The organism is Amycolatopsis sp. CA-126428, assembly GCF_002904335.1.
Lineage (GTDB): Bacteria > Actinomycetota > Actinomycetes > Mycobacteriales > Pseudonocardiaceae > Amycolatopsis.
The window spans coordinates 36,682-61,514 of the sequence record NZ_PPHF01000087.1 but is presented as its reverse complement, the minus strand read 5'-3'; the positions used below and the strand labels follow the sequence as shown (position 1 = coordinate 61,514).

The following is a 24,833-nucleotide window of genomic DNA, read 5'->3' as shown; positions in this document are numbered from 1 at the left end:
GAGATGCCATGTCACCACGCCAAGACCGTTCCGAGATCGCGGATTCGCCGCTCCTACGCCGGCGGACCGTGCTGGCGGCGGGCGCCGCCCTGCCGGTGCTGGCGGCCGCGACACCGGCCGCGGCCACCGCGGTGGTCGTCGAGCCGTCGAACGTGCAGCAGACGATCCTGGGCTTCGGCGGGATGAACCACACCGTCTGGATCAGCGACCTCACCGCCGCCCAGCGCGAGACGGCGTTCGGCAACGGCACCGGCCAGCTGGGGTTCACCGTGCTACGCATCCCCGTCCACGAGGACCGCAACAACTGGAGCCGCGAGGTCGCCACGGCCCGGCGGGCGAGTGAGCTCGGGGCCAAGGTCATCGCTTCGCCGTGGAATCCGCCCGCGTCGATGACGGAAAGTTTCTCCGGCGGCAAGCGGCTGAAGTACGGCTCCTACGGCGCCTATGCGCAGCACCTGAACGACTTCACCGCGTTCATGGCGAACAACGGAGTGCCCCTGTACGGGATCTCGGTCCAGAACGAGCCGGACTACGCCCAGCAATGGACGGCGTGGACCGCCACCGAGATCGTGAAGTTCCTGCGCGAGAACGCAGGTTCGCTCAGCGCCCGGGTCATCGCGCCCGAGTCGTTCCAGTACCGCAAGGCCATGTCCGATCCCATTTTGAACGACGCCACCGCCCTGGCGAACGTGGACATCATCGGCACGCACCTCTACGGCACCTCGTTCGCGGACCTGCCCTACCCGCTCTTCCAGCAGAAGGGCGGCGGCAAGGAGCTGTGGATGACCGAGGTCTACTACCCCAACAGCACCGACTCGGCCGACCTGTGGCCCCAGGCGCTCGACGTCGGCGAGCACGTCCACCGCGCGCTGGTGGACGGCCGGTTCCAGACCTACGTGTGGTGGTACATCCGCCGTTCGTACGGCCCGATGCGCGAGGACGGGCAGATCAGCAAGCGCGGCGCCTGCATGGCGCACTTCGCGAAGTGGGTCCGCCCCGGCTACCAGCGGATCACCGCGACCGCGAACCCGCAGCCGAACGTCTACCTCTCGGCGTTCAAGAGCGGAGCCAGGATCGTCGTCGTGGCCATCAACAAGAACACCTCGGCGGCCGATCTCGCGTTCACCCTCCGGGACACCGGTTCGGCGACCGCCCAGACCTGGCTGACGAACGCGAGCGCGAACCTCGCGCCCTCCACCGGCATCACCATCGCGAACGGGGCGTTCAACGCGCAGCTGCCGGCCCGCAGCATCAGGACGTTCGTGGTGAACTGAATCAGCTGTCCAGCGCGAGCGGCAGCGTCTTCCGGACCCCGGCTCCGTGCCGCCCGTGCAGCGGGACCACTGCGGGCGGCACCGGAACCGGAGCATCCGGCCGCGCGCCGACGCGGATCGTCACTTCCGCCTTCTCCTTGCCGCCCGGCGTCCGGGTCAAGGTGTACGACGTCGCCGTGAAAGCCGCGCCCGGCACCGAAAAGTCCACCAGGCGCGGCGACCGCGGGGTGAAGCACACCTGCGTGGAATCGCCCCACACCCACGACTTCCACCGCTCGGGCGGCCCGGCCGCCGGGCCCTGGACGCCCAGGGCCACCCGCAGTTCCTTCGCCAGCTCCCCGGCCTCCAGCACCGTGCTCTGGTACCCGGCTTCGGCCAGCGCACCCATCAAGCTCAGCGCCGCCGACGCCGTGCTGCGCAGCGCTCCGAGGTCACCGCCGCCGCGGGCCAGCGCCGCGATCGGGGCCAGGTCGGGCCGGTAGCGCACCGCCAGCCAGCGCACCCGCAGCACCTGGTCGCCGTGCGGGATCGCCCAGGTCAGCAGCTGGGCCGACGCCAGCGGGATGTCCGCCCGCCGGTACGCCGAACACAGGACCTCGACCAGGGGGCCCGGTGCGCCCGGGTCCGGCGTCAAGCGGATCAGCGCGCTCCACCCGCCGTCGACCTCCGCGACGCCGAAGCGGTTGCCCGCGCGGTCGACGTGCTGGCGGACCTTCACCGGCCCCGCCACGCGCAGCAGCGGGTCCGGGCTGTCGCGGCGGGTGTCGTGGCGGCGCAACCGGAACGCCGTCCAGGTCAGCGCCCAGCCCGCCGGGTGCCGGCCCGCGAACCGCACCGACGTCAGCAGCACGAGCGACCCGGCCACCGTGCCGGCCGCGATCCGCACCGGCTGCGGGACGCCGTCGACGAGCCAGGCGAGCAGCACGGCGATCGCGGCGAGCTCCCACAGCGCCGCCTGCAGCGGCCGGATCGGCAGCAGCCACGGCAGCGGCGTGGACGCGGGCCGGGACGGCGCCGGGCGGCGGACAGCGGTATCGACGGACACGGGCTCCCCTTTCCCCGGCCCTCGACGCTACTGCCTCCCCAGATACGGCGTGGGCGTAAAAATTACCCTCGCCGCCCCCTGGTGCGGTGCCTAGCATCAAGTGCTCGGAGGGTCGACGGACACAGCCGGGGGCACAGCAGCGTGTGGACGCAGCGGGACCAGATCCAGGCCTACCAGTTCCTCCGCCGCAGGCTCGTCTCCGCGCTCGTCGCCGCCGACGCCAACCACCCCGTCTCGCCCAGCCGCCGGCTCGTGCTCGGCACGGTGCTGGGCGTCGTGGCCGCCCTCCTGGTCACCGCCGTCTTCGGCATCATCGGCCTGCTGAACCCCGCCGGCGGCAAGGACTGGCTGGCCGGCGGCAAGGTGATCGTCGAAGAGGGCACCGGCGCGCGGTTCGTGCTCGGTGCCGACGGCGTCCTGCACCCGGTGCTCAACTACGCCTCCGCGCGGCTGCTGGCCGGCGGCAACGGCGACGCGACCGTTTCCGTGTCGCCGGAGAACCTCGGCAAGGCGGGCCGCGGCACCCAGATCGGCATCCCCGGCGCGCCCGACTCGCTGCCGGCGTCGAGCGCGCTCGTGACCACGCCCTGGACGAGCTGCAGCCGGACCACCCAGGACGCGCCCGCGTCGGCCGAGCCGCGCACCGCCGTCCTGCTGGCTGCGCCCGCCTCCGGCGTCGAGCTGCCGCGGGACCAGGGCGTGATCGTGCGGCTGCCGGCGGGGGAGCGCTTCCTGCTCGCCGGGGGACGGCGCTACCGGCTGAGCGACGAGGCCGCGACGGCGCTGCAGTTCGACAGCTACCCGACGATCGCGGTGTCGTCGCGGTGGCTCGACACCGTCCCGGCCGGCCGGGACCTGACCGCGCTGCCGGTCGCCGGCGCCGGTGATCCCGGGCCGGCGGTGGGCGGCCGCGGCACCCGGGTCGGCGAAGTCCTCGCCGTCGTCGACGCGATGGCCGCGCCCGGCACAGCCACGTCGTACTACCTGGTCCGCCGCGAGGGCCTGGAGCCGGTCGGGCAGACCGAGGCGAGCCTGCTGGTGACGACGGGGGCCAACGCCGCCGCCTACCCCGGGCCGCCCGCGCCGGTGGAGGTCCGCGCGGCCGACGTCGCCGCGGTCGCGAAGGCCGCCGCGCCGCGCGCCGGCGGTGCCGACCCGGCCGCCTACCCCGACCGCATCCCCGGCAAGGCGCCGATCACCGGCAACGCCGTGGCGCTGTGCGTTCAGGGCAGCCGGTTGCTCGTTTCGGCCGAATTCCCGCTTCCCGCGGGCGCCAAAGCCATCCAGGTCGCCACCCGGACCGAAGCAAGGGTGGCGGACGAGGTGTTCGTGCCTCCCTCGGGGGGAGCCGTCGTCGTCGAAGCCGGTTCGGCCACCGCGTACCTGGTGACCGACACGGGCCGGAAGTACCCGGTGGTGACCGCGCAGGCGTTGGCCTCGCTCGGCTACGGAGGCGTCGCCAAGCCGCCGGTCACCGGTAGTTTGCTGGCATTGGTGCCGACGGGCCCCGCGCTGGACCCGGCCACGGCCGGACGGCCGGCTCCGTCGGGTGGAACGGGGTGAAAGTCGTGCACATGACAGAAGAGCGTTCGACCGAGGGTGAACTGGACCAGGGGCGGGTCCGGGTCGCGGTCATCGAAGACCACCCGCTCTACCGCGTCTCCGTGGAACGTGTGCTGGCCGAGGCCGACTTCGTCGAGCTCGGCGCGGTCGTCGATTCGGTCGCCCGGTTCCACGTGCACCGGCAGCCGCCGGGCAGCGTGGTCCTGCTCGACCTGGGCCTGCCGGGTGTCGCGGGTGCGGCGGCCGTGCTGGAGGTCTGCGAGCTCGGGCACCACGTGCTCGTGGTCTCCGCGCAGGCGGAACCGGAGGTCGTGCTCGGCGCCATCGCGGCGGGGGCGCGCGGGTTCCTGTCGAAGGACGTCGACGCGGACGAGCTGCTGATCGCGATCAAGACGGTCGCCGACGGCGGCGCGTACGTCTCGGCGGTGGTCGCCGGGATGATCATGAAGGACAACGCCGACCGGCCCGCCGTGTCGGCCGAAGCCGAGCTGTCGCCGCGCGAGGAGCAGGTGCTGCGGCTGGTGGCGGCGGGGGAGCGGGACGTCGACATCGCGCTGATCCTCGGCATCGGCGTCCGGACGGTCCGCGGCTACCTCGACCGCATCCGCGACAAGACGGGCGAACGGCGGCGGCCGGGCCTGGTCAAGGAGGCCATCCGGCGCGGCCTGATCGGCGACGCGAACCCCCGGCGCGGCGGCCGCAAATGAGCGACTCCGCGCGGCCCATCTCCGTGGGCGTGATCGAGGACCACCCGCTCTACCGGTACGCGCTGACCCGCGTGCTGACCGAGGCCCCGGACATCGAGCTCGGCGCGGTGGCCGACTCGGTGGCCCGGTTCGCGGTCCAGGACCAGGCGGCGGGCAGCGTCGTCGTCCTCGACCTCAAGCTGCGGGGCGTCCAGGACGCGGCCGCGGTCCTGGAGGTCGGGCAGATGGGGCACAAGGTGCTGGTGGTGTCCGCGCACGCGGAGCAGCCGGAGGTGCTCGGCGCGATGCAGGCGGGCGCGAAGGGCTTCCTGTCGAAGGACGTCGACGGCGACGAGCTCCTGCGCGCGATCCGCACGATCGCCGACGACAACGCGTACGTGTCGCCGACGCTGGCCGGGATGATCATCCAGGACAGCGAAGAGCGGCACGCGGGCCCGAAGATCGTGCTGTCGGAGCGGGAAAAGCAGGTCCTCCGCCTGGTGGCGGCGGGGGAGCGGGACGTCGACGTGGCCGAGATCCTCAACATCAGCGTCCGCACGGTGCGGTCGTACCTGGACCGCATCCGCGACAAGACCGGCGAACGGCGACGCGCGGGCTTCGTCCGCGTCGCCATCCGCGAAGGCCTGCTCCGCTGACGCCGGCCCGCTAGAGGCGGCGGTTGGCCAGGGCTCCCGTCGCCGCGCGAGCCTTGGCCGGCACCGCGGTGTCCACGTCCACCAGCAGCGTCTCCGGCGCCGCCCCGGCCTGGGCGGCCACCCGGCCGAAGCCGTCCGCGACCAGCGAGTACCCGATGCCCGTCGGCGCCTTCGGGTTGACCGTGACGTCCGTCGCCGCGGGGTCGGCCTGGCCGCAGCCCAGCACCCAGCAGCCCGAGTCCAGCGCCCGCGCGCGCACCAGGACCTCCCACTGCTCGCGCTTGCCCTCGCCCGCGCCCCACGACGCCGGCAGCAGCACGACGTCGGCGCCGTCGTCGGCCAGGGCGCGGAACAGCTCCGGGAACCGCACGTCGTAGCAGGTCGCGACGCCGTAGACGACGCCGTCGAGCTCGAACGTGGTCGCCGTGGAACCGGGCGCCACCGTGTCCGACTCGGCGAAGCCGAACGCGTCGTAGAGGTGGATCTTGTCGTAGCCGCGGTGGTGCCCGCCGCCGGTGATCAGGAGCGTGTTGCGGACCCGGCCCTCGTCCGCGGGGGTGAACATGCCGGCCACGATCACCACGTCGTGCTCGGCGGCCACCGCGGCCACGGCCGACGCCCACGGGCCGTCGAGGGGCTCCGCGACCGGTTCGAGCGGCCGGCCGAACCGCGCCATGGTCGCTTCGGGGAACACGACGATCCGCGCGCCGTCCGCCACCGCGGCCTCCACCCGAGAGCGAACGAGTTTCAGGTTCGCCTCCGGATCGTCACCCGAGTTGACCTGGCACAACGCGATTCGCGCCACCGCTGCCTCCTGCATGCTGGGATCGGCCGTGATTCCGCCGCACCAGGGAGTATCGCCGAAAACCCGTTCGGCGTGACCTCGTACCCTGGTGGTCATGTTGAACCGCACCGACCTGCGAGGGCAGGTCCCGACCGCCGCCGAACTGCGCGCCACGCTCCCCCGCGCCGAATACGACGTGGACGCGGCGCTGCATCACGTGCGCCCGGTGGTCGAGGCGGTCCGCGACCGCGGTGTCGAAGCCGTCCTCGAGTACACCGAAAAGTTCGACAAGGTGCGGCCCGCGTCCGTGCGGGTGCCGCGTGAGCGGTTGACGAAGGCGCTGGCCGAGCTGGACCCGGCCGTGCGCGCCGCGCTCGAGGAGTCGATCACCCGCGCCCGGAAGGTGCACGCCGAGCAGCGCCGCACCGACGTCACGACCACCGTCGTCGAGGGCGGCACGGTCACCGAGAAGTGGGTGCCGGTCGAGCGCGTCGGCCTGTACGCGCCGGGCGGGCTGGCCGTGTACCCCTCGACGGTGGTGATGAACGTCGTCCCGGCGCAGATCGCCGGCGTCGGCTCCCTGGTCGTCTGCTCGCCGCCGCAGGCCGCGTTCGACGGCCTGCCGCACCCGACCATCCTCGCCGCGGCCGAGCTGCTCGGCGTCGACGAGGTCTGGGCGGCCGGCGGCGCGCAGGCCGTCGCGCTGCTGGCGTACGGCGGCACGGACACCGACGGCGCCGAGCTCGCCCCGGTCGACGTCGTCACCGGGCCGGGCAACATCTACCTCACCGCGGCCAAGCGGCTCCTGCGCGGCCTGATCGGCATCGACGCCGAGGCCGGGCCCACCGAGATCGCCATCCTCGCCGACGAGACGGCCGACCCGGTGCACGTCGCCGCCGACCTGATCAGCCAGGCCGAGCACGACCCCCTCGCCGCGAGTGTCCTGGTGACGACGTCGGCCGAGCTGGCCGACGCCGTCGACAAGGAACTGGTGAACCGCGTCGCCGCGACGAAGCACAGTTCGCGGGTCGCCGAAGCGCTGGCGGGCAAGCAGTCCGGCATCATCCTGGTGTCCACAGTGGACGACGGCCTGCGCGTCGTCGACGCCTACGCCGCCGAGCACCTGGAGATCCAGACGGCGGACGCGCGCGCGGTCGCCGCCCGGGTCCGCAACGCCGGCGCGATCTTCGTCGGCGCGTACGCCCCGGTGTCGCTGGGCGACTACTGCGCCGGGTCCAACCACGTCCTGCCCACCGGCGGGTTCGCCCGCCACTCCTCGGGCCTGTCCGTGCAGAGCTTCCTCAAGGGCATCCACGTCGTGGACTACACCGAGGACGCGCTGCGCGAGGTCGCCGGCCGCGTCGTCGCGCTGGCCGACGCCGAGGACCTGCCCGCGCACGGCGAGGCCGTCACCGCGCGCTTCGGAGGTTCGGTCCGATGACGATCGGCGAAGAGGTCACCCTGGACCAGCTGCCGCTGCGGGACGACCTGCGCGGCAAGTCGCCGTACGGCGCACCGCAGCTGGATGTCCCGATCCGGCTCAACACGAACGAGAACCCGTACCCGCCGCCGCCCGAGCTGGTCGCGGACGTGGCCGAGGCGGTCCGTCTCGAGGCGGCCGAGCTGCACCGCTACCCGGATCGCGACGCGGTGGCGCTGCGCCAGGACCTGGCCGACTACCTGAGCGTGTCGACGCGGGTGGTGCTGTCGGAGGCGAACGTCTGGGCCGCCAACGGGTCCAACGAGGTGCTGCAGCAGATCCTGCAGGCGTTCGGCGGTCCCGGGCGCAGCGCGCTCGGCTTCGAGCCGTCGTACTCGATGCACCCGATCATCGCGTCGGGCACCCGCACCGAGTGGGTGCCGGCGCCGCGCCGCGACGACTTCAGCCTCGACACGGCCGCGGCGGCCGCGGTCATCGCGGAACGGCGTCCGGACGTCGTGTTCGTCACCAGCCCGAACAACCCGACGGGCGGCTCGATCCCGCTTTCCGAGCTGCGGTCCCTGCTCGACGTGGCCACCGGCATCGTCGTGGTCGACGAGGCGTACGCGGAGTTCTCGTCGCAGCCGAGCGCGGTCGAGCTGCTGGCGGACTACCCGTCGCGGCTGATCGTCTCGCGCACGATGAGCAAGGCGTTCGCCTTCGCGGGCGGGCGGCTCGGCTACCTGGCGGCGGCCCCGGCGGTCGTCGACGCGCTGCAGCTGGTGCGCCTGCCCTACCACCTGTCCCGGCTGACGCAGGCGGCGGCGCGGGCGGCCCTGCGGCACGCGGACGCCACTTTGGACAGTGTGCACAAGCTGGCCGCGGAACGCGACCGCGTCGTGGAAGCGCTGGCGGGACTGGGTTACGACCCGGTGCCGAGCGACTCGAACTTCGTCCTCTTCGGACGGTTCGCTTCGCCTTCGGCGGCTTGGCAGTCCTATTTGGATCGGGGGGTGCTGATCCGCGACCCGGGCATCCCCGGTCACCTGCGCGTGAGCATCGGCACCCCGGAAGAGAACGACGCCTTCCTCGAGGCGAGTAAGGAAGTCTCGCGATGACCCGCATCGGCAAGGTCGAACGGACCACCAAGGAGTCCTCGATCTTCGTCCAGCTGGACCTCGACGGAACGGGCGAAGTCGACATCTCGACCGGCGTCCCGTTCTACGACCACATGCTGACGGCGTTCGGCGTCCACGGCTCGCTGGACCTGAAGGTCGAGGCCACCGGCGACATCCACATCGACGCCCACCACACGGTGGAGGACACGGCGATCGTGCTGGGCCAGGCGATCCGCCAGGCCCTGGGCGACAAGAGCGGCATCCGCCGCTTCGGCGACGCGTGGATCCCGATGGACGAAACCCTCGCCCACGCGGCGGTCGACGTCTCGGGCCGGCCGTACTGCGTGCACGTGGGCGAGCCGGAGCAGTTCACCACGTTCACCATCGGCGGCAACTACCCGTTCGTCCTGACCCGGCACGTGTTCGACTCGCTGGCGTTCCACGCCCAGATCGCGTTGCACGTGCGGGTGATCCACGGCCGCGACCCGCACCACATCGCGGAGGCGGAGTACAAGGCGGTGGCCCGCGCGTTGCGCGCGGCGACCGAGCCGGACCCGCGCGCGGGCGGCATCCCCTCGACGAAGGGCGTGCTCTAGTACCGGACGCCGGCCGCCGCGACCTCGATGCTTCCCGTGTGGACGGTCGCGGCGCGCTCGGCGGCCTGCTCCGGCGTCAGGAACGGGCCGAGGTGGGTCAGCAGGAGCCGCCCGGCCCCGTGCGCGGCGCGGGCCGCGTCCTCCGGCGTGAGGTGCACCGGGGACGGGTCCGGACCGTCGGCCTCGCAGAGGAAGAGGTCGGCGCCGTTGGCCAGTTCGGTGAGGGCGGCGCACGGGCCGGTGTCACCGGAGTAGGCGAGCACGCGGTCACCGTCGGTGACGCGGACGCCGAAGGCGGGGAAGCCGTGTTCGACCGCGGTCGTGGCCAGGGTCAGGCCGTGCACTTCGGCGAAGTGGCCGTCGTGCAGCTCGTGCACGTGAAAGGCCTGCTCGATCGGCGCCGGGCCGGTGTTGCTGAGGAAGTCACCGAGCCGGTCGCGGATCCCGGGCGGCCCGTAGAGCGGCAGCGGCTTCGCGGGCCGGAGATCGGCGAAGAGCAGCGCGTACACCGCCGGCAGCAAGTCGGCGACGTGGTCGGCGTGCAGGTGCGAGATCCAGATGGCGTCGACGTCGGTGAACGCGGTGTGGTCCTGCAGCGCGGCGAGGGTGCCGGGGCCGGCGTCCAGCCAGACGGTCGTGCCGTTCCCGCGGACGAGGTACCCCGAGCACGGCTCGCCGGGGCGGGGGTACGGGGTCGCGCTGCCCAGCACGATCAACTCCAAGGACATGTGGCACCCTAACCGACATGAACAGCGGAGTCGTCGGCGTCCTTCTGCTCGCCCTGGGCGGTTTCCTGGTGGGCGGCGTCTACTCGACGTGGAAGACGGCGAAGTTCATGGCCGTGGTCCTGGGTGTCGCGGCGCTGCTCGCCATCGGCGGCGCGATCTTCTGGTTCTCGAGCTAGCCGTCGGCCAGCCGCTGGATGGTGGCACCCAGCCAAGCCTCCAGTGCGGCGGGATCGCCCAATTCGGACCGCAGGACCCGGCGGCGCGTCGAGACGCCGAGCACGAACGCGTCGATCGCGGCGGCCCGGCTGCGGGCGTCCGCGTCGTCGAGGCCGCTGTCGCGCAGGTAGCGCTGTAGCGGCTCCAGTGAGTGCGTGTCGAGGAACGCGGCCAGCGCCTCCGCCGCCTCCGGGCGTTCGCCGGACGCGCGGTGCAGCACCAGCAGCGGATCTTCCCCGGGGGCGCCGAACCAGCGCCGGACGATGTTCGCCGCGAGCCGGGCGCCCAGCGTGGACCGGTCGCCGTCGAAGGAGTCCGCGACCGCGATCTCCACGCGCGTCGCGGCCAGGAAAAGGCCGTCCTTGCCGCCGAAGTAGCGGGTGATGAGGTTGGGCGACACGCCGGCGGCGTCGGCCACGCCCTTGACCGTGACGGCTGTGTAGCTGTGCCGGGCGAAGTGGCGTCGAGCGTGCTCCAGGATCCGCTGCCGGGTGGCGGCCGCGTCGCGCGAACTCATGTGTACGAGCATACACAATGATGTGTACGCTGATACACATGGACGACGAGATGCGCGACCGGCTCCGGCGGACCCGGCGGGTCACGACCCCGTGGAGTGAGGATCGCACGCGCGGCATCGGCGGCACCTGCCTCGACGCGCTCCTCGACCGCTGGGCGAACGGGTACGACTGGGCCGTGCACGAGCGCCGCATCGGCGACTTGCCTTGGGTGACGGTGCGGGCGGCCGGTGCTGAGCTGCGGGTCGTCCACCAGCGGTCCGCGGATCCGGGCGCGCCGGTCGTCGTGCTGCTGCACGGCTGGCCGGACTCGGTGCTGCGGTTCGAGCGCATCCTGCCGCTGCTCGCGGACACGCACGTGGTGGTGCCGGCGCTGCCGGGCTTCCCGTTCGCGGCGCCGCTCACCACGCCCGGGATGTCGGCCGGTCGGATGGCGGGGAGCATCGCGGCCGCCCTCGCCGAGCTCGGTTACCCGAGGTACACCCTGTCCGGCGGCGATGTGGGCGGCACCGTGGCGGAGATCCTCGCGGGCGAGCACCCGGACCGGGTGGCCGCCCTGCACCTGACGAACGTCGCCCCGCAGCGCGCCCTCACGGTGGACCCGGCCAAGCTCCCACCCGACGCGGCGGCTTACCTGGCCCGGGCGGGGCAGTGGTTCCGGGCCGAGGGCGGCTACATCGCCGAGCAGTCGACGCGCCCGAACACCCTTGCCGTCGCCCTCGGCGACTCACCCGCCGGCCTGGCGGCGTGGATCGTCGAGAAGCTCGAGTCGTGGTCTGACGAGGGTTCGTTCACGGTGGACGAGCTGCTCACTTGGGTCATGGCTTACTGGGTCACCGGCACGATCGGAACGTCGTTCGCCACGTACACCGAACCGGCGGCGCTGCCCGCCCGGGTCGAGACGCCGACCGTGCTTTCGGTGTTCCCGCGGGACAGCAAACCGGAGCCGCGGAGTTACGCGGAGGTGTTCTTGAACGTGCGCGAGTACGTGGAACATGGTGCCGGGGGCCACTTCGCGGCTTGGGAACAGCCGGAGGCGTACGCCGACGACCTGCGCCGAGCGATCAAGCTGGGCGGCTGAGCATGCCCCCACCCTCCCGGGGGGCGTCCCAAGTCCAGTCTACCGGTGGTGCCCGACAAAACCCGTGGCCGAAGCCTGGTTGTCCACAACCCCGCGGGGTTGTGGACAACCAAGGTCAGCGGCTCGCGCCGACCAGTTCCCGCTCCTCCGGCTCGTCGAGGTGCTTCGTGAGCTTCTCGCCCTCGACGTCGACATCCGGCAGGATCCGGTCCAGCCACTTCGGCAGCCACCACGCACCGCGGCCGAGGAGGGACATCACCGCCGGGACCAGCGTCATGCGGACCACGAACGCGTCCACCAGCACGCCGAACGCCAGGGCGAAGCCGATCGACTGGATCAGCGACGACTCGGCGAGCACGAACCCGGCGAACACGCTGATCATGATCAGCGCCGCCGCGACCACCACGCGCGCGCCGTGCCGGAAGCCGGTGACCATCGCTTCTTGGGGCTCCGCGCCGTGGACGTGTTCCTCGCGCATCCGCGTCACCAGGAACACCTGGTAGTCCATCGCGAGTCCGAAAAGGACACCGATGAGCAGGATCGGCAGCATGCTCATGATCGGGCCGGTCGAAGCGACGCCGAGCAGGTCGGTGAGCCAGCCCCACTGGAACACCGCGACCACCGCACCGAACGTCGCCGCGACCGAGCCGAGGAAGCCGATCGTCGCCTTCAGCGGCACCACCACCGAGCGGAACACCAGCATCAGCAGCACGAACGCCAGCCCGACGATCAGCGCCAGGTAGGGCAGCATCGCGTCCGACAGCTTCTCGGAGACGTCGATGTTCGCCGCGGTCTGGCCGGTGACGGACAGCTTCGCGCCCGTCCCGGTCTCCAGCGCGCCGGATTCGGTGCGGATCGCGGCCACCAGGTCTTCGGTCTGCGAGCTGCTCGGGCCGCTCTTCGGGATCACCGTGAGCAGCGCGGTGTCACCGGCCTGGTTGACCCGCGGCGGCGTGACGGCGGCGACGTCCGGAAGCTTCTGGATGTCGGCCGCGGCCCGGCCGAGCGCGGCCTGGCGGTTCGTGCTCGAAGAGACGTCGACGACGACCAGCAGCGGCCCGTTCGAGCCGGGGCCGAAGCTGCGGCTCGCGATCTCGTACGCCTTGTGCTGCGTCGACTCCGGTGCGGCCGTGCTGTCGTTGGGCAGGCCGAGCTGCATGCTCAGCGCGGGCAGCGCGACGACGGCCATCCCGGCCAGCGCGACCAGCAGCACCGGGATCCGGTGGCGGCCGACGAACCGCGCCCAGCGTTCCCCGTGCGTCGTTTCGACCGGCTTGCGGCGGAGCCGGATGCGGCTGCCGGCGACCCGGGCGCCGGCGAAGCCGAGGATCGCGGGCAGCAGCGTCAGGGCGATGAGCACGGCGACCGCGACGGTGACGGCCGCGGCGACGCCCATCTGGCCGAGGAACGGGATGCCGATCACGGTGAGCCCGGCCAGCGCGATGATGACGGTGAGCCCGGCGAACACGACGGCGGACCCGGCGGTGCCGGCGGCGCGGCCGGCCGCTTCTTCGGGGTCGCGGCCGATGCCCAGTTCGTGGCGGTAGCGCGACACGATGAACAGCGCGTAGTCGATGCCGACGGCCAGGCCGATCATCAGCGCCAGGATCGGGGTGTTCGAGTTCAGCTCCAGGAAGCCGGAGGCGAGGAAGATGCCCGCCATGCCGGTGCCGACGCCGATCAGCGCGGTGAGCAGCGGGATCCCGGCCGCGAGCAGCGAGCCGAACGTGATGACCAGCACGACGGCGGCGACCGCGACGCCCAGGCCTTCGGTGGCCCCGGTCGCGGGCACGCCCTGCACGGCGTCACCGCCGAACTCGACGGTGAACCCGGCGGCGCGTCCGGCGTTGGCGGTGTCCAGCAGCGCCTGACGGTCCTCGTCGGTCAGTTCGTACGCCTTCGCTCCGTAACTGACCTGAGCGAGCGCGACGCGCTGATCGGGTGAGATCGACTTCACCTGGAACGGGTCGACCACGGCGGCGACCTTCGGCGCCGTCTTCAGCTGCCCGACCAGGGCTTCGACGGCGGCCTTTCCCTTCGCGTCGGTCACCGTGGTCCCGGCCGGGGCCTCGATGACGACGCGCGCGGTGGCGCCACCGGCGTTGGCCTGCGGGAACTTCTCGGTGAGCTGGTCGATCGCCCGCTGCGACTCGGTGCCGGGGATCGTCACCGAGTTCGACAGCTGACCCGACAGCGTCAGCGCGCCCAGGCCCAGTGCCACCAGGACCGCCGCCCAGACGGCCGCGACCAGCGCTCTGCGCCGGAACGAAAACCGGCCGAGCCGGTACAGGAAGGTCGCCACGAGTCAGCTCCGTTTCGCCCGAACGGGCTCGGTTCACTCCATCAGGTCCCTTCCCAAGCTAGCCGATCGGCAAGGGAAGGTCCAAGCCGATCGGCAAGGATGTGACTTGCCGAACAGCAAGGTTTGTCCCTAGCCGTTCGGCTAGTAAGGCGGTTTGCCGATCGACAGGGCGTGACGTAGGCTCCGACGGCTCGATGAGGAGGAAGAATGACCGCCGGCCCGGCCGAGGACACCCGGACCCGACTGCTGCAGACCGCGCTGCGCCTGTTCACCGAACACGGGGTCGAGGGCACGTCGCTGCAGATGATCGCCGACGCGCTGGGCATCACCAAGGCGGCTGTGTACTACCACTTCAAGACGAAGGCGGAGATCACCGAGGCGGTCGCCGAGCCGGGCGTCCGCGACCTGGACGAGCTGGTCCGCCGGGCCGCGGCGCAGAAGCGCCGGGGCGCGCAGGTGGACCTGCTGCTCGAGGGGTTCGTCGACCTGGTGATCCGCCACCGGGCGCTGGTGGCGCTGTTTTCGAGCGACCCGGGCATCGCCCGCGCGATCGAGAAGTCGGCCCACGGCGGCATGGAGGGCTTCGGCCAGGCGTTGCTGGCCATCCTCTCGGGCCCGGATCCGGACACGACGGCCCGGGTGAACGCCCTGGTGACGTTGACGGGCATCGCGATGGCGGGCGGCTCCCCCGACCTGGCCGCCCTCGGCGGCGAAGAGCTGCGCGTGGAGCTGCTCGACGTGGGCCGCCGCCTCCTCGGCCGCCCCCGCCGCCGAGCCACCACCCCAGTCCCCGCGCTCTGACCCCCCACCCGACCCTCCAGGTACGCGAGTCGACCCTCCAATCACGCGAGTCGACCCTCCAATCACGCGAGTCGACCCTTGAATCACGTGTGTCGACCCGGCAATCACGCGAGTTCGCGTACTTGGACGGTCGGTCCGCGTACCAGGAGGGTCGGTTCGCGTACCGGGAGGGTCGGATTGCGTGGACGGCGGCGGAACTGGCGTGATCAGCGGGGCGACACGCGTGATTGGCGGGTCGACACGGCTCAGGTGAGGCGGGCGAGGTGGTGCGGGGGGACCGAGGGGGTCAGCCAGACTCCGTTCGCGCTCACCTGGAACGCGTGCCCTTCCGCGGCCAGCGCGGCGGCGTCGACCCGGAGGATCACCGGCTTGCCGCGGCGGGCGCCGACGATTCCGGCCGTTTCCGCGGTGGCCGACAGGTGGACCGCGTGGCGGTTCATCGGGCGCAGGCCTTCGCGGAAGATCGCGTCGAGGTACTTCGCCACCGTGCCGTGGTAGAGCACGTCCGGCGGGGTGGCGTCCGGGAGGCCGAGGTCGACCGTGACGCTGTGGCCCTGGCTCGCGCGGATGCGCGTTTCGGTTTCGTCGAAGGCGAAGCGGCGCTTGTTGTTCTTCTCGACCACTTCGTCGAGCTCCGCGCGGGTGATCCCGAGGGCGCGCACGAGCGCGTCGACCGGGACCCAGCCGTCGGGGGTGAGCGTGAGGCCGAGGGCGGCGGGGTCGTGGCGGAGGTGCCGCGACAGCCGCTTCGAGATGCGGATCAGTTCTCTTTCGTTCATGGCCTTTCCAGCATGCTCCCCGGGCGCAAGCGGTTTAGATGCCGCCCTCGACCGCGGGCCGCAGCTTGCTCGCGCCCGGACCGAAGCGGGCCAGCTCGTCGTCGTTGTTGTACAACGCACAGCTGCGCAGGGAAAGGCAGCCGCAGCCGACGCAGCCGGTGAGCCGGTCGCGCAGCCGCTGCAGGGCGTCGATGCGCGCGTCGAGCTCGTGCTGCCAGTCGCGGGACAGGCGGCCCCAGTCCGCCTTCGTCGGGGCGTGCTCCGCCGGCAGCGTGGCCAGCGCCGAACTGATGTCCTCGAGCGAGAGCCCGACCCGTTGCGCGGCGCGGATGAACGCGATCCGGCGCAGCACCGAACGCGGGTACCGGCGCTGGTTGCCCGCCGACCGCTCCGAGCTGATCAGCCCCTTCTCCTCGTAGAACCGCAGTGCCGTGTGCGGAACCCCGCTGCGTTCCGCCACCTGTCCGATGCTGAGATGTTCAGCGAGCCTGGTCACCAGCTCAGGCTATCCTTGACTTCGAGTTTAGTCGAGGTTGCATCGTCGGGTGATGACCACTGTGACCGCGCCGGGCTACGCCGACCTGCCCCGGCTGATATCGCTGATGACCGGCGACGAAAAGCACAGCGCCGCCGCGGAGTCCACTTTGGACGTACTGTGGGTGCTCTACGACCGCGTGCTCGACGTCACGCCCGAGAACTTCCGTGAGCCCGGCCGCGACCGGTTCCTGTTGTCCAAGGGGCACGGGCCGATGGCGTACTACGCCGTGCTCACCGCGAAAGGCTTCATCGCCGAGGCCGAGCTGGCGACGTGGTCCGGCCCGGCGTCGCGGCTCGGCTACCACCCCGACCGGCGCCGCATCCCCGGCGTCGAAATCTCCAGCGGCTCCCTCGGCCACGGCCTGCCGATCGCGTTCGGCACCGCGCTGGGCCTGCGCGCCCGCGGCCTGACGAGCGCGAAGGTCGTGACGCTCGTCGGCGACGCCGAGCTGGACGAGGGTTCGAACCACGAGGCGATCGTCGTCGCGGCGCGGGATCGCCTCGAAAACCTGACCACGGTGGTGATCGACAACCGGTCGTCGACGCGCGGCTGGCCCGGTGGCATCGCGCGCCGCTTCGCCGTCGAAGGCTGGGAGACGCGCACAGTCTCCGGCCGCGACCACGACGCGCTGTACGAGGCCTTCACCACCACCCACCCCGGCCGGCCGCTGGCCGTGGTCGCCGTCGTCGAGCCGAAGGGCTGAACCCGATGCCGATGCGGGAAACCTTCCTCGCCACCACCGAACGGATCATCGACGCCGACCCGGACGTCGCGGTCGTGCTGGCCGACATCTCGGCCGCGCAGCTCGCCGGCGTCGCGCGGCGGCACCCGGACCGGGTGATCAACGTCGGGATCCGCGAACAGCTGCTGGTCAGCACGGGCGCCGGGCTGGCGCTCGCGGGCCTGCGGCCGATCGTGCACACGTTCCCGTCGTTCCTGGTGGAGCGCGCTTTCGAGCAGATCAAGCTGGACTTCTCGCACCAGGAGGTGGGCGGCGTCCTGGTGTCGTGGGGTGCGTCGTACGACATGTCGACGGCGGGCCGCACCCACCAGTCCCCGGCCGACGTCGCACTCATCGATTCCCTGCCGGCCTGGACGGTCCACGTGCCGGGCCACCCGGAGGAGGCCCGCCGGCTGCTCCTGGAGTCGATCCCCGGCGACGGCCGCGTGTACCTGCGGCTTTCGGCGCAGGAAAACGCTTCCCCGCACCTGGGGGTGGGGTTCACCCGCTTGCGTGCCGGCGCTGACGGCGTGGTGGTGGCGGTGGGTCCCGTGCTGGACCGCGTCCTGCGCGCGACGGCGGGCCTGGATGTGACGGTGCTGTACGCCTCGACGATCCGGCCCTTTGACGCGGCTGGTTTGCGGTCGGCGGTGCTTTCGGCTTCGGCTTCTGTCGTGCTGGTGGAGCCGTACCTGGCGGGGACGTCTTCTTCGTGGGTGGCGGAGGCGCTTTCGGACGTGCCGCACCGGTTGAAGGCGCTCGGGGTTCGGCGGGATGTGGAGGTGCGGACGTACGGGGAGATCGGGGACCACGATCTGGCTCATGGGCTGGATGCCGGGTCGCTGGGGTTGGCGATCAGGGAGTTTTGGGGGAGTAGGCGGGGTGTCGCCGGCACTGGGGGTGCCGGCGGCAGGGTGCTTGTACCGCAGATGTTCGGATTCGCCGCCGAGGAATCGCATCAGTTTCTCGTTGCTCCGGCGTTCTTCCTCCGCGGTCGGCGGCAGCGGCAGGTGCAGGCTTTCGTACATCTTGAACCGGTTCAGGTCCAGCACGGTGCTCACGATGCCCATGTACTGCTCCGCCGCCGCCACGGATGCACGATAAGCGATGTACGCCAGGAAATACGGGCCCAACGCGATCAGGAGCCACCAGCCGCCGGTCACCAGGAACGCCGCCGTTTCGATGGTCACCACGAACGCGACCACGCACAGCCGCGCCGACGTGTCGAGCTGCTGCCTGGCGTCGTCGATGTAGTCGAGGTGGCTGTGCGGGGCGACGAGCCCGATGTGCGGTGCGGTCTTGACGACGTCGAGCCGGTATTGCCGCCCGGCCTTGTCTTCGCCGGAGCGCAGGGCGTTGCCGAGTCTGGTCGGCATCGTTCGTGACACATGCGGATAGCGTGCGAGGGCACGCGGGATCGTGGACCGCGCGGCGTGGATTCCGCTGAGGGGCTGCCCTGCCGGGCTTTCCAACATCGCTTCGCGGGCGTCCTTGAGCTGCCGCTTCGGCAAGTGGGCGGGGTCGGGGTCGTCTTCGCCGGCCGCCACGGCTTCCCGGTGGGCGGCCGCCATGAGCCGGTCGAGCTCCCGGTCGCGGATGTCCTCGAGGCGATCCCGGCGATCTTCCAGCCGCTCCCGGCGCTTCCGGTACCGGGTGATGCGCAGCCGGAGCAGGAGAACCGCCAGGCGCGAGCTTCCCCAGTAGCCCTCCAGCAGCCGGGTCATCCCCACTTGCAGCGGGTGCAGGAACAGCGCCACGAGAATCGTGACCAGGATCAGCCACGCGGCGCCGCTGAGGTTCAGGCCGCCGAGCCTCCGCACCATCAACCCCACGTCGGGCCGGCCCCGCCAGGCCTCGCTGGTCACCAGCGCCGCGGTCCACACGACGAGGAACAGGGCGGGCAGCACGCTGACCACGCTGAAATAGCGGCCGATGCGTGACCCCAGCCCGACCGCGGCGTCGGGCAGCGCGGGACCGGCCACCTCAGTCGTTCCCCGGGGACTTGTAGATCACCCTCGCGCACTTGCGGCAGTAGGACTTGCCCTCGCGGCGGCGGAGGCTGCCCCCGCACCGCGGGCACTTGCTGTTCCCCGTCGTGTCTTCGCTCTCTCCGGGCGGCGGGAGCGGGCCTTTGCCGTAGCCGAAGAGACCGGGCATCGCCAAGGCGACGAGGAGCCGAAGCCTGCGCATGCGCCTCACCCCGCCCTCCAGGATCCGACCATGTTAGGCCAGCATTCAGGCCCAGTCGACAAGCTGGGACGAGGTGGTCATGGGGGTTTCGCCCTGGGCGGTGCCGGCCGTGGGGATCGTTGCCGTTGCCTTGGCCGGGGTTTTCGGGGGTGGGTGGGCGTGGCTGGCCGTCGGGGTGCTCGGTGTCGCCGGGGCCGGGTGGGTGGCCGGGCTCGTGCTTCGGGAGGCGCGGACCGCTAGCGTGATGCCCATGGGGCTCACCATCCGGCCGCTCGCGCTCGGGATCATCTGGCGCGGCGACGCACTGCTCGTCTTCGAAGGGCGTGACGACTTCAAAGGCGAGACCTACTACCGGCCGCTCGGGGGCGGGGTCGAGTTCGGTGAGGGCAGCAAAGATGCCCTCGTGCGCGAGTTCCGCGAAGAGCTCGGTGCCGAGATCAAGGTCGGTGATCGGCTCGGGGTGCTCGAGAACGTCTTCACCTGGCGTGACCGGCCCGGGCACGAGATCGCCTTCGTCTTCACCGCCGAGTTCGTCGATGACAGCTTCTACCGGCGCGACGAGATGAAGATCCTCGACGACCCCGCCACCGCGCGGTGGGTCGACGTCCGCGAGTTCCGGGACGGCAGCAAGATCCTCTACCCCACTGGGCTCATCGGACTCCTTTCAGCGGATCAGTGACCGCGCAGTCGGGACGAGCTCGAACGAGGAATCCGTGGCCACCCGGCTGAACCACACCGAGAACGGGCCGTCCGTGCGGACCGGTAGCTGCGGGAACGTGTTCGGAGCCGGCTCCGTCTCGAACGCCGCGAACGCCGACTCCGGTGGGGGCGCGGGCGACGACACCGTCACGTGCAGGCCCGCTCCCTGCGGCGGGGATGCCAGGCCGCGGCGGACCGGGCGCAGCAACAGCACGTTGTCGGAGTCGATCATCGTCTCGTTCGCCGCTGATCGGTGCTCCTTCCAGACCGGGCCGAAGTAGAACTGCTCCAGCGCCGCCTTGCGTTCGGACATCGAACGGAAGCCGCGCAGCCACACGAACTCGTCCGGGGATGCCCGCGAGCGGAACAGCCCGAACAAGTGCGCGCCCGCGGCCTCCTGCGGCTCGACGAACTCGCGCTCGAACAGCTCGATCAGCTCGTCGCGCCGGCCGGGGTGCAAGGTGTAGCGCCGCAGCTCCACCACGGTTTCGAAGTCGGTGAAAGTCTCGGAAGTGGTCATGGTGCAGAAGCTAGCGGGCACCACCGACAAAAACCGGTCAGCGGAACGCCGCCAGCCCCGTGACCGCCTGGCCGAGGGACAGCGCGTGCATCTCCTCGGTGCCTTCGTACGTCAGCACCGTCTCGAGGTTCGCCATGTGCCGCATCACCGGGTACTCCAGCGAAATCCCGTTGGCGCCGAGCATCGAACGCGCGGTGCGGGCCACGTCCAGCGCCGACCGGACGTTCGCCATCTTCCCGAAGCTGACGTGGTTGTGGTGCAGGGCGCCGGCGTCCTTGAGCCGCCCGATCTGCAGCGCCACCAGGCCGGCGCGGTTGACCTCGACGAGCAGGTCGGCGAGCTTGCGCTGGGTCAGCTGGAACCCGGCGAGCGGCTTCCCGAACTGCGACCGCGAGAGCGTGTACTCCAACGCGGCTTCGTAGCACGCGCGCGCCGCGCCGACGACCCCGAACAGGATCCCGTAGCGGGCTTCGTTGAGGCAGGACAGCGGCCCGCGCAGCCCGCGGACCTCGGGAAACGCCGCCGATGCCGGCAGCCGGACGCCGTCGAGGACGAGTTCCGCCGTCAGGGACGCCCGCAGCGACAGCTTGTGCTTGACCTCGTTCGCGGTGAAGCCCGGCGTCGACGTCGGGACGACGAAGCCGCGGATGCCGTCGTCGGTCTGCGCCCAGACGACCGCGACGTCGGCGACGGTTCCGTTGGTGATCCACATCTTCGTGCCGGAGAGCACCCAGTCGGAGCCGTCGCGCACCGCGCGGGTCCGCATCGAACCGGGGTCGCTGCCCGCGTCCGGTTCGGTCAGGCCGAAGCAGCCCAGCGCCTCGCCGGTGGCCATCCGCGGCAGCCACTCCTGCCGCTGCTCTTCGCTGCCCCACTTGTGGATCCCGTACATCGCCAGCGATCCCTGCACCGAGACGAAGCTGCGCAGGCCCGAGTCGACGGCCTCCAGCTCACGGCACGCGATCCCGTACGCGATGGCGCTGGTGCCGGCGCAGCCGTAGCCCTCCAGGTGCATGCCGAGCAGGCCGAGCGAGCCGAAGCCCTTCGCCAGCTCCGCCGCGGGCAGCGCGCCCGTTTCGTACCAGTCGGCGACGTGGTCCAGCAGGTGGTCCTTCGCGTACGCGCGGACGGCGTCGCGGATGGCGCGTTCCTCTTCGGCGAGCCCGGCGTCGAGGTCGAGAAAGTCGTGCGGGTCAGGGGTGCGGCTCATGATGGGCTCCCGGGGACGCGTCGATGCGGCTCCCGCAGGAAACCACAGTCAGGCGTCTGTTCTCCGCGTGGCGTTCGTCACGCGGGCAGCAGACGCGCTCGGCGTGCACCGCGGGCGGGTCTGCTGGCGGGGGATCAGCAGCTCGCTGAACTGCGGAAACGGCACGCTTTCGATGTCGTCACGCCAGGCGTGCAGCATCTGGGACAGCAGATCGTCCTCGGCCATCTTCGCCTCCCTGGCGTCCGGTCGTGCCGGGCTGAGCGCACACGATCGGGTGAAGTGATACCCGGGGAGCGGGACGGTCAAACGGATTTCTTCAAGATCTTTCCGGCCGGCGCGCGCTCTGTGGCAGGATGACGTCGCCGCCGCCAAGGCCTCGACCTCCAGGAGCGCACATGCGCGCACTGCGGACGGCAAGTCTGCTCGCCCTCACCACCGCCACCCTGCTCGCCGCCACCGGCGTCGCCACCGCGCACGGCACCCGCTGGCAGCGGATCGGCCACACCACCGCCGAGAACCGGATCAGCGGCGAGGGCCTCGCGACACTCCGGCTGCCCGGCCACGCCCCCGAGATCGTCTACCGCAACGGCGCCACCATCCCGCAGCCGCTCAAGGACGAGGGCTGGGGCCACGTCGGCGACCCCGACTCGCTGCGCGGCTACGTCTTCGACGTCTACCAGGACACCCGGACCCCGACGCCGGCCACGAAGATGTACCTGGTCACCAAGCCGGACGGGACGACGACGGAGTTCGTCCACCCGCTGCAGCCCGACGAGCCGGCCGTCAACGCGAACGCGCAGGTCGCGGCCACGCCCGACGGGCAGTGGCTCGTCTCCGGCCCGCTCGGGGAGGTCGACCGCCTCTTCGTCTCCCCGACGCCCTTCCTCAACCCGCGCGGCCCGAAGGTGGCCGGCGACCTCCCGGTCGCCGCCCGCATCCACCTCGACCACCACATCCGCAGCGCCCAGGGCTGCGACTTCGTCGGCGCGACGCGCCTGATCTGCGCGACCAGCGACCCGTACAACGACCTGTACCCGACGAACCTGCAGCTCCTGCAGATCGACCTCGCGCGCCCCCTGAACGGCCGCGACGTGCCCGCCCGGGTCCACGAGATCGGCCAGGTTCCGCTGGTCAGCACCTGCACGGGCACCTTCACGCCGGAAGGCGTCGACTACGACGACGGCGTGCTGCGCGTCGAGGTCGTGCCGCCGTCACCCTGCAACACGGTGACCGACGTCTATTCCTTCGAGCGCCGCTGAGGGGGACGGCTACGCTGGGTGGCGTGTCTCGTGTGGTGATCCTCGACTACGGTTCCGGCAACCTCCGCTCCGCCGAACGCGCTGTGGCGCGCGCCGGGGCCGACGTCGAGGTCACCGCCGACCCGCATGCCGCCGTCGAAGCCGACGGCCTGGTCGTGCCCGGCGTCGGTGCCTACTCCGCCTGCATGGCGGGGCTGCTGGACGTGCAGGGGCACCGGATCATCGGGAAGCGGCTGGCCGGTGGGCGGCCGGTGCTCGGCATCTGCGTCGGCATGCAGATCCTGTTCTCCCGCGGTGTGGAGCACGGCGAGGAGACCGAAGGCACCGGGGAGTGGCCCGGGGTCGTCGACCGCCTGCACGCCGACGTCCTGCCGCACATGGGGTGGAACACCGTGCGCGCGCCCGCGGACTCGCAGCTCTTCGCCGGTCTCGACCCCGAGGAGCGGTTCTACTTCGTGCACTCCTACGCCGCGCGCACGTGGGAGCTCGACGGCCTGGCCGGGCAGGAACCGAAGGTCACCTGGGCCCACCACGGCGAGGACTTCGTCGCCGCGGTCGAAAACGGGCCGCTGTGGGCCACCCAGTTCCACCCGGAAAAGTCCGGTGACGCGGGGGCGCAGCTGCTGCGCAACTGGCTGGCGACCCTCTGACCGGGTGATCCGGGTCTCCGCCCTAGAGTGAGCCGCGTGACTTTCACGCTCCTTCCCGCCGTTGATGTGGCCGATGGCCAGGCCGTGCGACTCGTCCAGGGCGAGGCCGGCACCGAGACCTCCTATGGCAGCCCGCTGGAGGCCGCGCTGGCCTGGCAGCGCGACGGCGCCGAGTGGATCCACCTGGTCGACCTCGACGCCGCGTTCGGCAAGGGCAGCAACCGCGAGCTGCTCGCCGAGGTCGTCGGCCGGCTCGACGTGCAGGTCGAGCTCTCCGGCGGCATCCGCGACGACGCGTCCCTGAAGGCCGCCCTGGACACCGGGGCCCGGCGGGTCAACCTCGGGACCGCCGCGCTCGAGGACCCGGAGTGGACCAGCCGGGTCATCGGCGAGTACGGCGACCGCGTCGCGATCGGCCTCGACGTGCGGATCACCGACGCCGGCCACCGGCTTTCGGCCCGCGGCTGGACCTCCGACGGCGGCGACCTGTGGGACGTCCTGGAGCGCCTCGACCGCGACGGCGCGTCCCGTTACGTCGTCACCGACGTCAGCAAGGACGGCACGCTGCGCGGCCCGAACCTCGAGCTGCTGCGTGACGTCGTCGCCCGCACGGACGCGCCGGTGATCGCCTCCGGTGGGGTGTCGAGCGTGGCTGACCTCGTCGCCCTGGCGGGCTTGGCGTCCGATGGGGTCGAGGGGTCCATCGTGGGCAAGGCGCTTTACGCCGGCGCGTTCACGCTGCCGGAGGCCCTCGCCGCGGTCGCGAAGCTCTAGTCGCCCGGACACGACCGTGCGGCGCTGGGTGAGCTAGTACCGGAGTGAGGTGCACGTCATGGTGCGACGCAACCCCCAGCGGCGCGCGGCGCTGCTCGACGCCGCGATCGAAGTCCTGGCCAACGACGGCGCGCGCGGGCTCACCTTCCGCGCGGTCGACCAGCAGGCCGGCGTCCCGGTCGGCACGGCCTCCAACTACTTCTCCAGCCGCGGCGAAATCCTCAAGCACGCGGGGGAGCGGGTCTACGAGCGGCTGGTGGACGACGCGGTGCTCGCGGGCGGCCTCGAGGGCTCGCGCGACCGGGCCCGCGTCACCGAGCTGATGCACGACCTCGTCGACCGCGTGGCCGCGTTCCCGACGGGGTTCCTGGCCCTGCTGGAACTGCGGCTCGAAGCCGCGCGCCGGCCGGAGCTGCGGGACGTGCTGACCCGGCGCATCCGCGCGGACGTCGACTTCAACGTCGAATACCACGAGAAGTCCGGCCTGCCCGGCGACGGCACGACGGTGGTCCTGCTGTGGCTGGCCTTGAACTGGCTGATCATGGAACGGCTGACGCTGCCGGACCTGTTCACCGACGAGCAGCGCCACGACCTCGTCACGGCGCTGGTGGACCGCCTGCTGGCCGGGCAGCCCTTACCTCCGGGGTGATCGACGCCACGCCGGCGAGCGGCCAGGATTCCTGCCAAGACAGAGCTTTCCGGTACCTG

The 24,833-nt window shown here is 71.7% G+C and carries 27 protein-coding genes and 1 pseudogene; 17 read left to right on the top strand and 11 right to left on the bottom strand.

The features are described 5' to 3' along the window. The first annotated feature begins 8 nt into the window (after positions 1–8). Complete coding sequence (locus C2L58_RS23740) at positions 9–1,274, top strand: glycoside hydrolase family 30 beta sandwich domain-containing protein (RefSeq protein ID WP_103339815.1); 1,266 nt, start codon at positions 9–11, stop codon at positions 1,272–1,274. A gap of 1 nt (position 1,275) precedes the next feature. On the opposite strand, the gene C2L58_RS23735 is transcribed toward C2L58_RS23740, so the two are convergent. After that, positions 1,276–2,319 carry a type VII secretion protein EccE gene (locus C2L58_RS23735; protein WP_103339814.1) on the bottom strand — a complete coding sequence of 348 codons (1,044 nt, stop codon included), beginning with the start codon at positions 2,317–2,319 and terminating at the stop codon, positions 1,276–1,278. Between the two features lie 141 nt (positions 2,320–2,460). On the opposite strand from C2L58_RS23735, the gene eccB reads away from it, so the two are divergent. Genes eccB through C2L58_RS23720 form a run of 3 tightly spaced genes read left to right on the top strand, consistent with a single transcriptional unit; the run spans position 2,461 to position 5,224 of the window. Next, positions 2,461–3,882, top strand: coding sequence for a type VII secretion protein EccB (gene eccB, locus C2L58_RS23730; protein ID WP_103339813.1), 1,422 nt, complete (start codon positions 2,461–2,463; stop codon positions 3,880–3,882). 11 nt (positions 3,883–3,893) lie between these two features. Further along, positions 3,894–4,589 carry a response regulator transcription factor gene (locus tag C2L58_RS23725; protein ID WP_233225884.1) on the top strand — a complete coding sequence of 232 codons (696 nt, stop codon included), beginning with the start codon at positions 3,894–3,896 and terminating at the stop codon, positions 4,587–4,589. Continuing rightward, entirely contained in the window at positions 4,586–5,224 is a 639-nt protein-coding gene (locus C2L58_RS23720) for a response regulator (RefSeq protein WP_103339811.1), read from the top strand. Before C2L58_RS23725 ends, C2L58_RS23720 begins: the two co-directional genes overlap by 4 nt. Before the next feature lie 10 nt (positions 5,225–5,234). On the opposite strand, the gene C2L58_RS23715 is transcribed toward C2L58_RS23720, so the two are convergent. Continuing rightward, positions 5,235–6,029, bottom strand: a complete 795-nt coding sequence (locus C2L58_RS23715) for a carbon-nitrogen hydrolase family protein (RefSeq protein WP_103339810.1) — start codon at positions 6,027–6,029, stop codon at positions 5,235–5,237. A 94-nt stretch (positions 6,030–6,123) separates the two neighbouring features. On the opposite strand from C2L58_RS23715, the gene hisD reads away from it, so the two are divergent. The 3 genes from hisD to hisB are packed head-to-tail and all read left to right on the top strand — an operon-like array spanning position 6,124 to position 9,142. After that, entirely contained in the window at positions 6,124–7,449 is a 1,326-nt protein-coding gene (hisD, locus tag C2L58_RS23710) for a histidinol dehydrogenase (protein WP_103339858.1), read from the top strand. Further along, positions 7,446–8,546, top strand: coding sequence for a histidinol-phosphate transaminase (locus C2L58_RS23705; RefSeq protein WP_103339809.1), 1,101 nt, complete (start codon positions 7,446–7,448; stop codon positions 8,544–8,546). The genes hisD and C2L58_RS23705 overlap by 4 nt, the downstream gene beginning before the upstream one ends. Continuing rightward, positions 8,543–9,142, top strand: coding sequence for an imidazoleglycerol-phosphate dehydratase HisB (gene hisB / locus C2L58_RS23700; RefSeq protein WP_103339808.1), 600 nt, complete (start codon positions 8,543–8,545; stop codon positions 9,140–9,142). Before C2L58_RS23705 ends, hisB begins: the two co-directional genes overlap by 4 nt. On the opposite strand, the gene C2L58_RS23695 is transcribed toward hisB, so the two are convergent. Continuing rightward, a complete protein-coding gene (locus C2L58_RS23695) occupies positions 9,139–9,870 on the bottom strand; it encodes an MBL fold metallo-hydrolase (RefSeq protein WP_103339807.1) in 732 nt (243 codons plus the stop codon). The genes hisB and C2L58_RS23695 overlap by 4 nt on opposite strands. Positions 9,871–9,887: 17 nt before the next feature. On the opposite strand from C2L58_RS23695, the gene C2L58_RS49865 reads away from it, so the two are divergent. Beyond that, the gene (locus C2L58_RS49865) at positions 9,888–10,046 is read left to right on the top strand and encodes a hypothetical protein (protein ID WP_199191405.1); all 159 of its coding nucleotides are present in this window, start codon (positions 9,888–9,890) and stop codon (positions 10,044–10,046) included. Here C2L58_RS49865 and C2L58_RS23690 read toward each other — a convergent pair. After that, the gene (locus C2L58_RS23690; protein WP_103339806.1) at positions 10,043–10,603 is read right to left on the bottom strand and encodes a TetR/AcrR family transcriptional regulator; all 561 of its coding nucleotides are present in this window, start codon (positions 10,601–10,603) and stop codon (positions 10,043–10,045) included. The two genes, C2L58_RS49865 and C2L58_RS23690, sit on opposite strands and share 4 nt — an antisense overlap. Positions 10,604–10,641: 38 nt before the next feature. Here C2L58_RS23690 and C2L58_RS23685 point away from each other — a divergent pair, with 38 nt between their 5' ends. Beyond that, positions 10,642–11,682 (top strand): epoxide hydrolase family protein, encoded by a 1,041-nt coding sequence (locus C2L58_RS23685; RefSeq protein WP_103339805.1) that lies wholly within the window; start codon positions 10,642–10,644, stop codon positions 11,680–11,682. 115 nt (positions 11,683–11,797) lie between these two features. Here C2L58_RS23685 and C2L58_RS23680 read toward each other — a convergent pair whose 3' ends face one another. After that, entirely contained in the window at positions 11,798–13,984 is a 2,187-nt protein-coding gene (locus C2L58_RS23680) for an MMPL family transporter (protein ID WP_103339804.1), read from the bottom strand. Positions 13,985–14,191: 207 nt separating this feature from the next. On the opposite strand from C2L58_RS23680, the gene C2L58_RS23675 reads away from it, so the two are divergent. After that, positions 14,192–14,785: a TetR/AcrR family transcriptional regulator gene (locus tag C2L58_RS23675; protein WP_103339803.1), complete on the top strand. Its 594-nt coding sequence runs from the start codon at positions 14,192–14,194 to the stop codon at positions 14,783–14,785. A 245-nt stretch (positions 14,786–15,030) separates the two neighbouring features. Here the strand turns inward: C2L58_RS23675 and C2L58_RS23670 are convergent, their stop codons facing one another. Together C2L58_RS23670 and soxR are read right to left on the bottom strand one after the other, a co-directional pair. After that, positions 15,031–15,564, bottom strand: coding sequence for an RNA 2'-phosphotransferase (locus C2L58_RS23670; RefSeq protein WP_199191404.1), 534 nt, complete (start codon positions 15,562–15,564; stop codon positions 15,031–15,033). 34 nt (positions 15,565–15,598) lie between these two features. Continuing rightward, entirely contained in the window at positions 15,599–16,060 is a 462-nt protein-coding gene (gene soxR / locus C2L58_RS23665; protein WP_103339802.1) for a redox-sensitive transcriptional activator SoxR, read from the bottom strand. 52 nt (positions 16,061–16,112) lie between these two features. Here soxR and C2L58_RS23660 point away from each other — a divergent pair, with 52 nt between their 5' ends. Further along, positions 16,113–16,805: a thiamine pyrophosphate-dependent enzyme gene (locus C2L58_RS23660; RefSeq protein WP_103339801.1), complete on the top strand. Its 693-nt coding sequence runs from the start codon at positions 16,113–16,115 to the stop codon at positions 16,803–16,805. A 5-nt stretch (positions 16,806–16,810) separates the two neighbouring features. Then, a pseudogene (locus C2L58_RS23655) lies at positions 16,811–17,695 on the top strand (transketolase family protein); the annotation flags it as partial. A 1,111-nt stretch (positions 17,696–18,806) separates the two neighbouring features. Here the strand turns inward: C2L58_RS23655 and C2L58_RS23645 are convergent. Further along, positions 18,807–19,013, bottom strand: coding sequence for a hypothetical protein (locus C2L58_RS23645; protein ID WP_146073653.1), 207 nt, complete (start codon positions 19,011–19,013; stop codon positions 18,807–18,809). Between the two features lie 250 nt (positions 19,014–19,263). On the opposite strand from C2L58_RS23645, the gene C2L58_RS23640 reads away from it, so the two are divergent. After that, positions 19,264–19,692: an NUDIX hydrolase gene (locus C2L58_RS23640; RefSeq protein ID WP_369904232.1), complete on the top strand. Its 429-nt coding sequence runs from the start codon at positions 19,264–19,266 to the stop codon at positions 19,690–19,692. Here the strand turns inward: C2L58_RS23640 and C2L58_RS23635 are convergent. From C2L58_RS23635 to C2L58_RS49860, 3 genes are read right to left on the bottom strand one after another with little or no spacing between them, the layout of a single operon-like run. After that, positions 19,678–20,232 (bottom strand): NIPSNAP family protein, encoded by a 555-nt coding sequence (locus C2L58_RS23635; RefSeq protein ID WP_199191403.1) that lies wholly within the window; start codon positions 20,230–20,232, stop codon positions 19,678–19,680. The two genes, C2L58_RS23640 and C2L58_RS23635, sit on opposite strands and share 15 nt — an antisense overlap. Positions 20,233–20,269: 37 nt before the next feature. Beyond that, complete coding sequence (locus tag C2L58_RS23630) at positions 20,270–21,442, bottom strand: acyl-CoA dehydrogenase family protein (protein WP_103339798.1); 1,173 nt, start codon at positions 21,440–21,442, stop codon at positions 20,270–20,272. Between the two features lie 48 nt (positions 21,443–21,490). Next, positions 21,491–21,667: a hypothetical protein gene (locus C2L58_RS49860; protein WP_199191402.1), complete on the bottom strand. Its 177-nt coding sequence runs from the start codon at positions 21,665–21,667 to the stop codon at positions 21,491–21,493. A gap of 170 nt (positions 21,668–21,837) precedes the next feature. On the opposite strand from C2L58_RS49860, the gene C2L58_RS23625 reads away from it, so the two are divergent. The 4 genes from C2L58_RS23625 to C2L58_RS23610 are packed head-to-tail and all read left to right on the top strand — an operon-like array spanning position 21,838 to position 24,774. Further along, entirely contained in the window at positions 21,838–22,701 is an 864-nt protein-coding gene (locus C2L58_RS23625) for a hypothetical protein (RefSeq protein ID WP_103339797.1), read from the top strand. Between the two features lie 32 nt (positions 22,702–22,733). Further along, a complete protein-coding gene (hisH, locus tag C2L58_RS23620; RefSeq protein WP_103339796.1) occupies positions 22,734–23,351 on the top strand; it encodes an imidazole glycerol phosphate synthase subunit HisH in 618 nt (205 codons plus the stop codon). A gap of 36 nt (positions 23,352–23,387) precedes the next feature. After that, positions 23,388–24,125 carry a bifunctional 1-(5-phosphoribosyl)-5-((5-phosphoribosylamino)methylideneamino)imidazole-4-carboxamide isomerase/phosphoribosylanthranilate isomerase PriA gene (gene priA / locus C2L58_RS23615; RefSeq protein WP_103339795.1) on the top strand — a complete coding sequence of 246 codons (738 nt, stop codon included), beginning with the start codon at positions 23,388–23,390 and terminating at the stop codon, positions 24,123–24,125. A gap of 58 nt (positions 24,126–24,183) precedes the next feature. Continuing rightward, positions 24,184–24,774, top strand: a complete 591-nt coding sequence (locus tag C2L58_RS23610) for a TetR/AcrR family transcriptional regulator (protein WP_103339854.1) — start codon at positions 24,184–24,186, stop codon at positions 24,772–24,774. Positions 24,775–24,833: the final 59 nt, after the last annotated feature.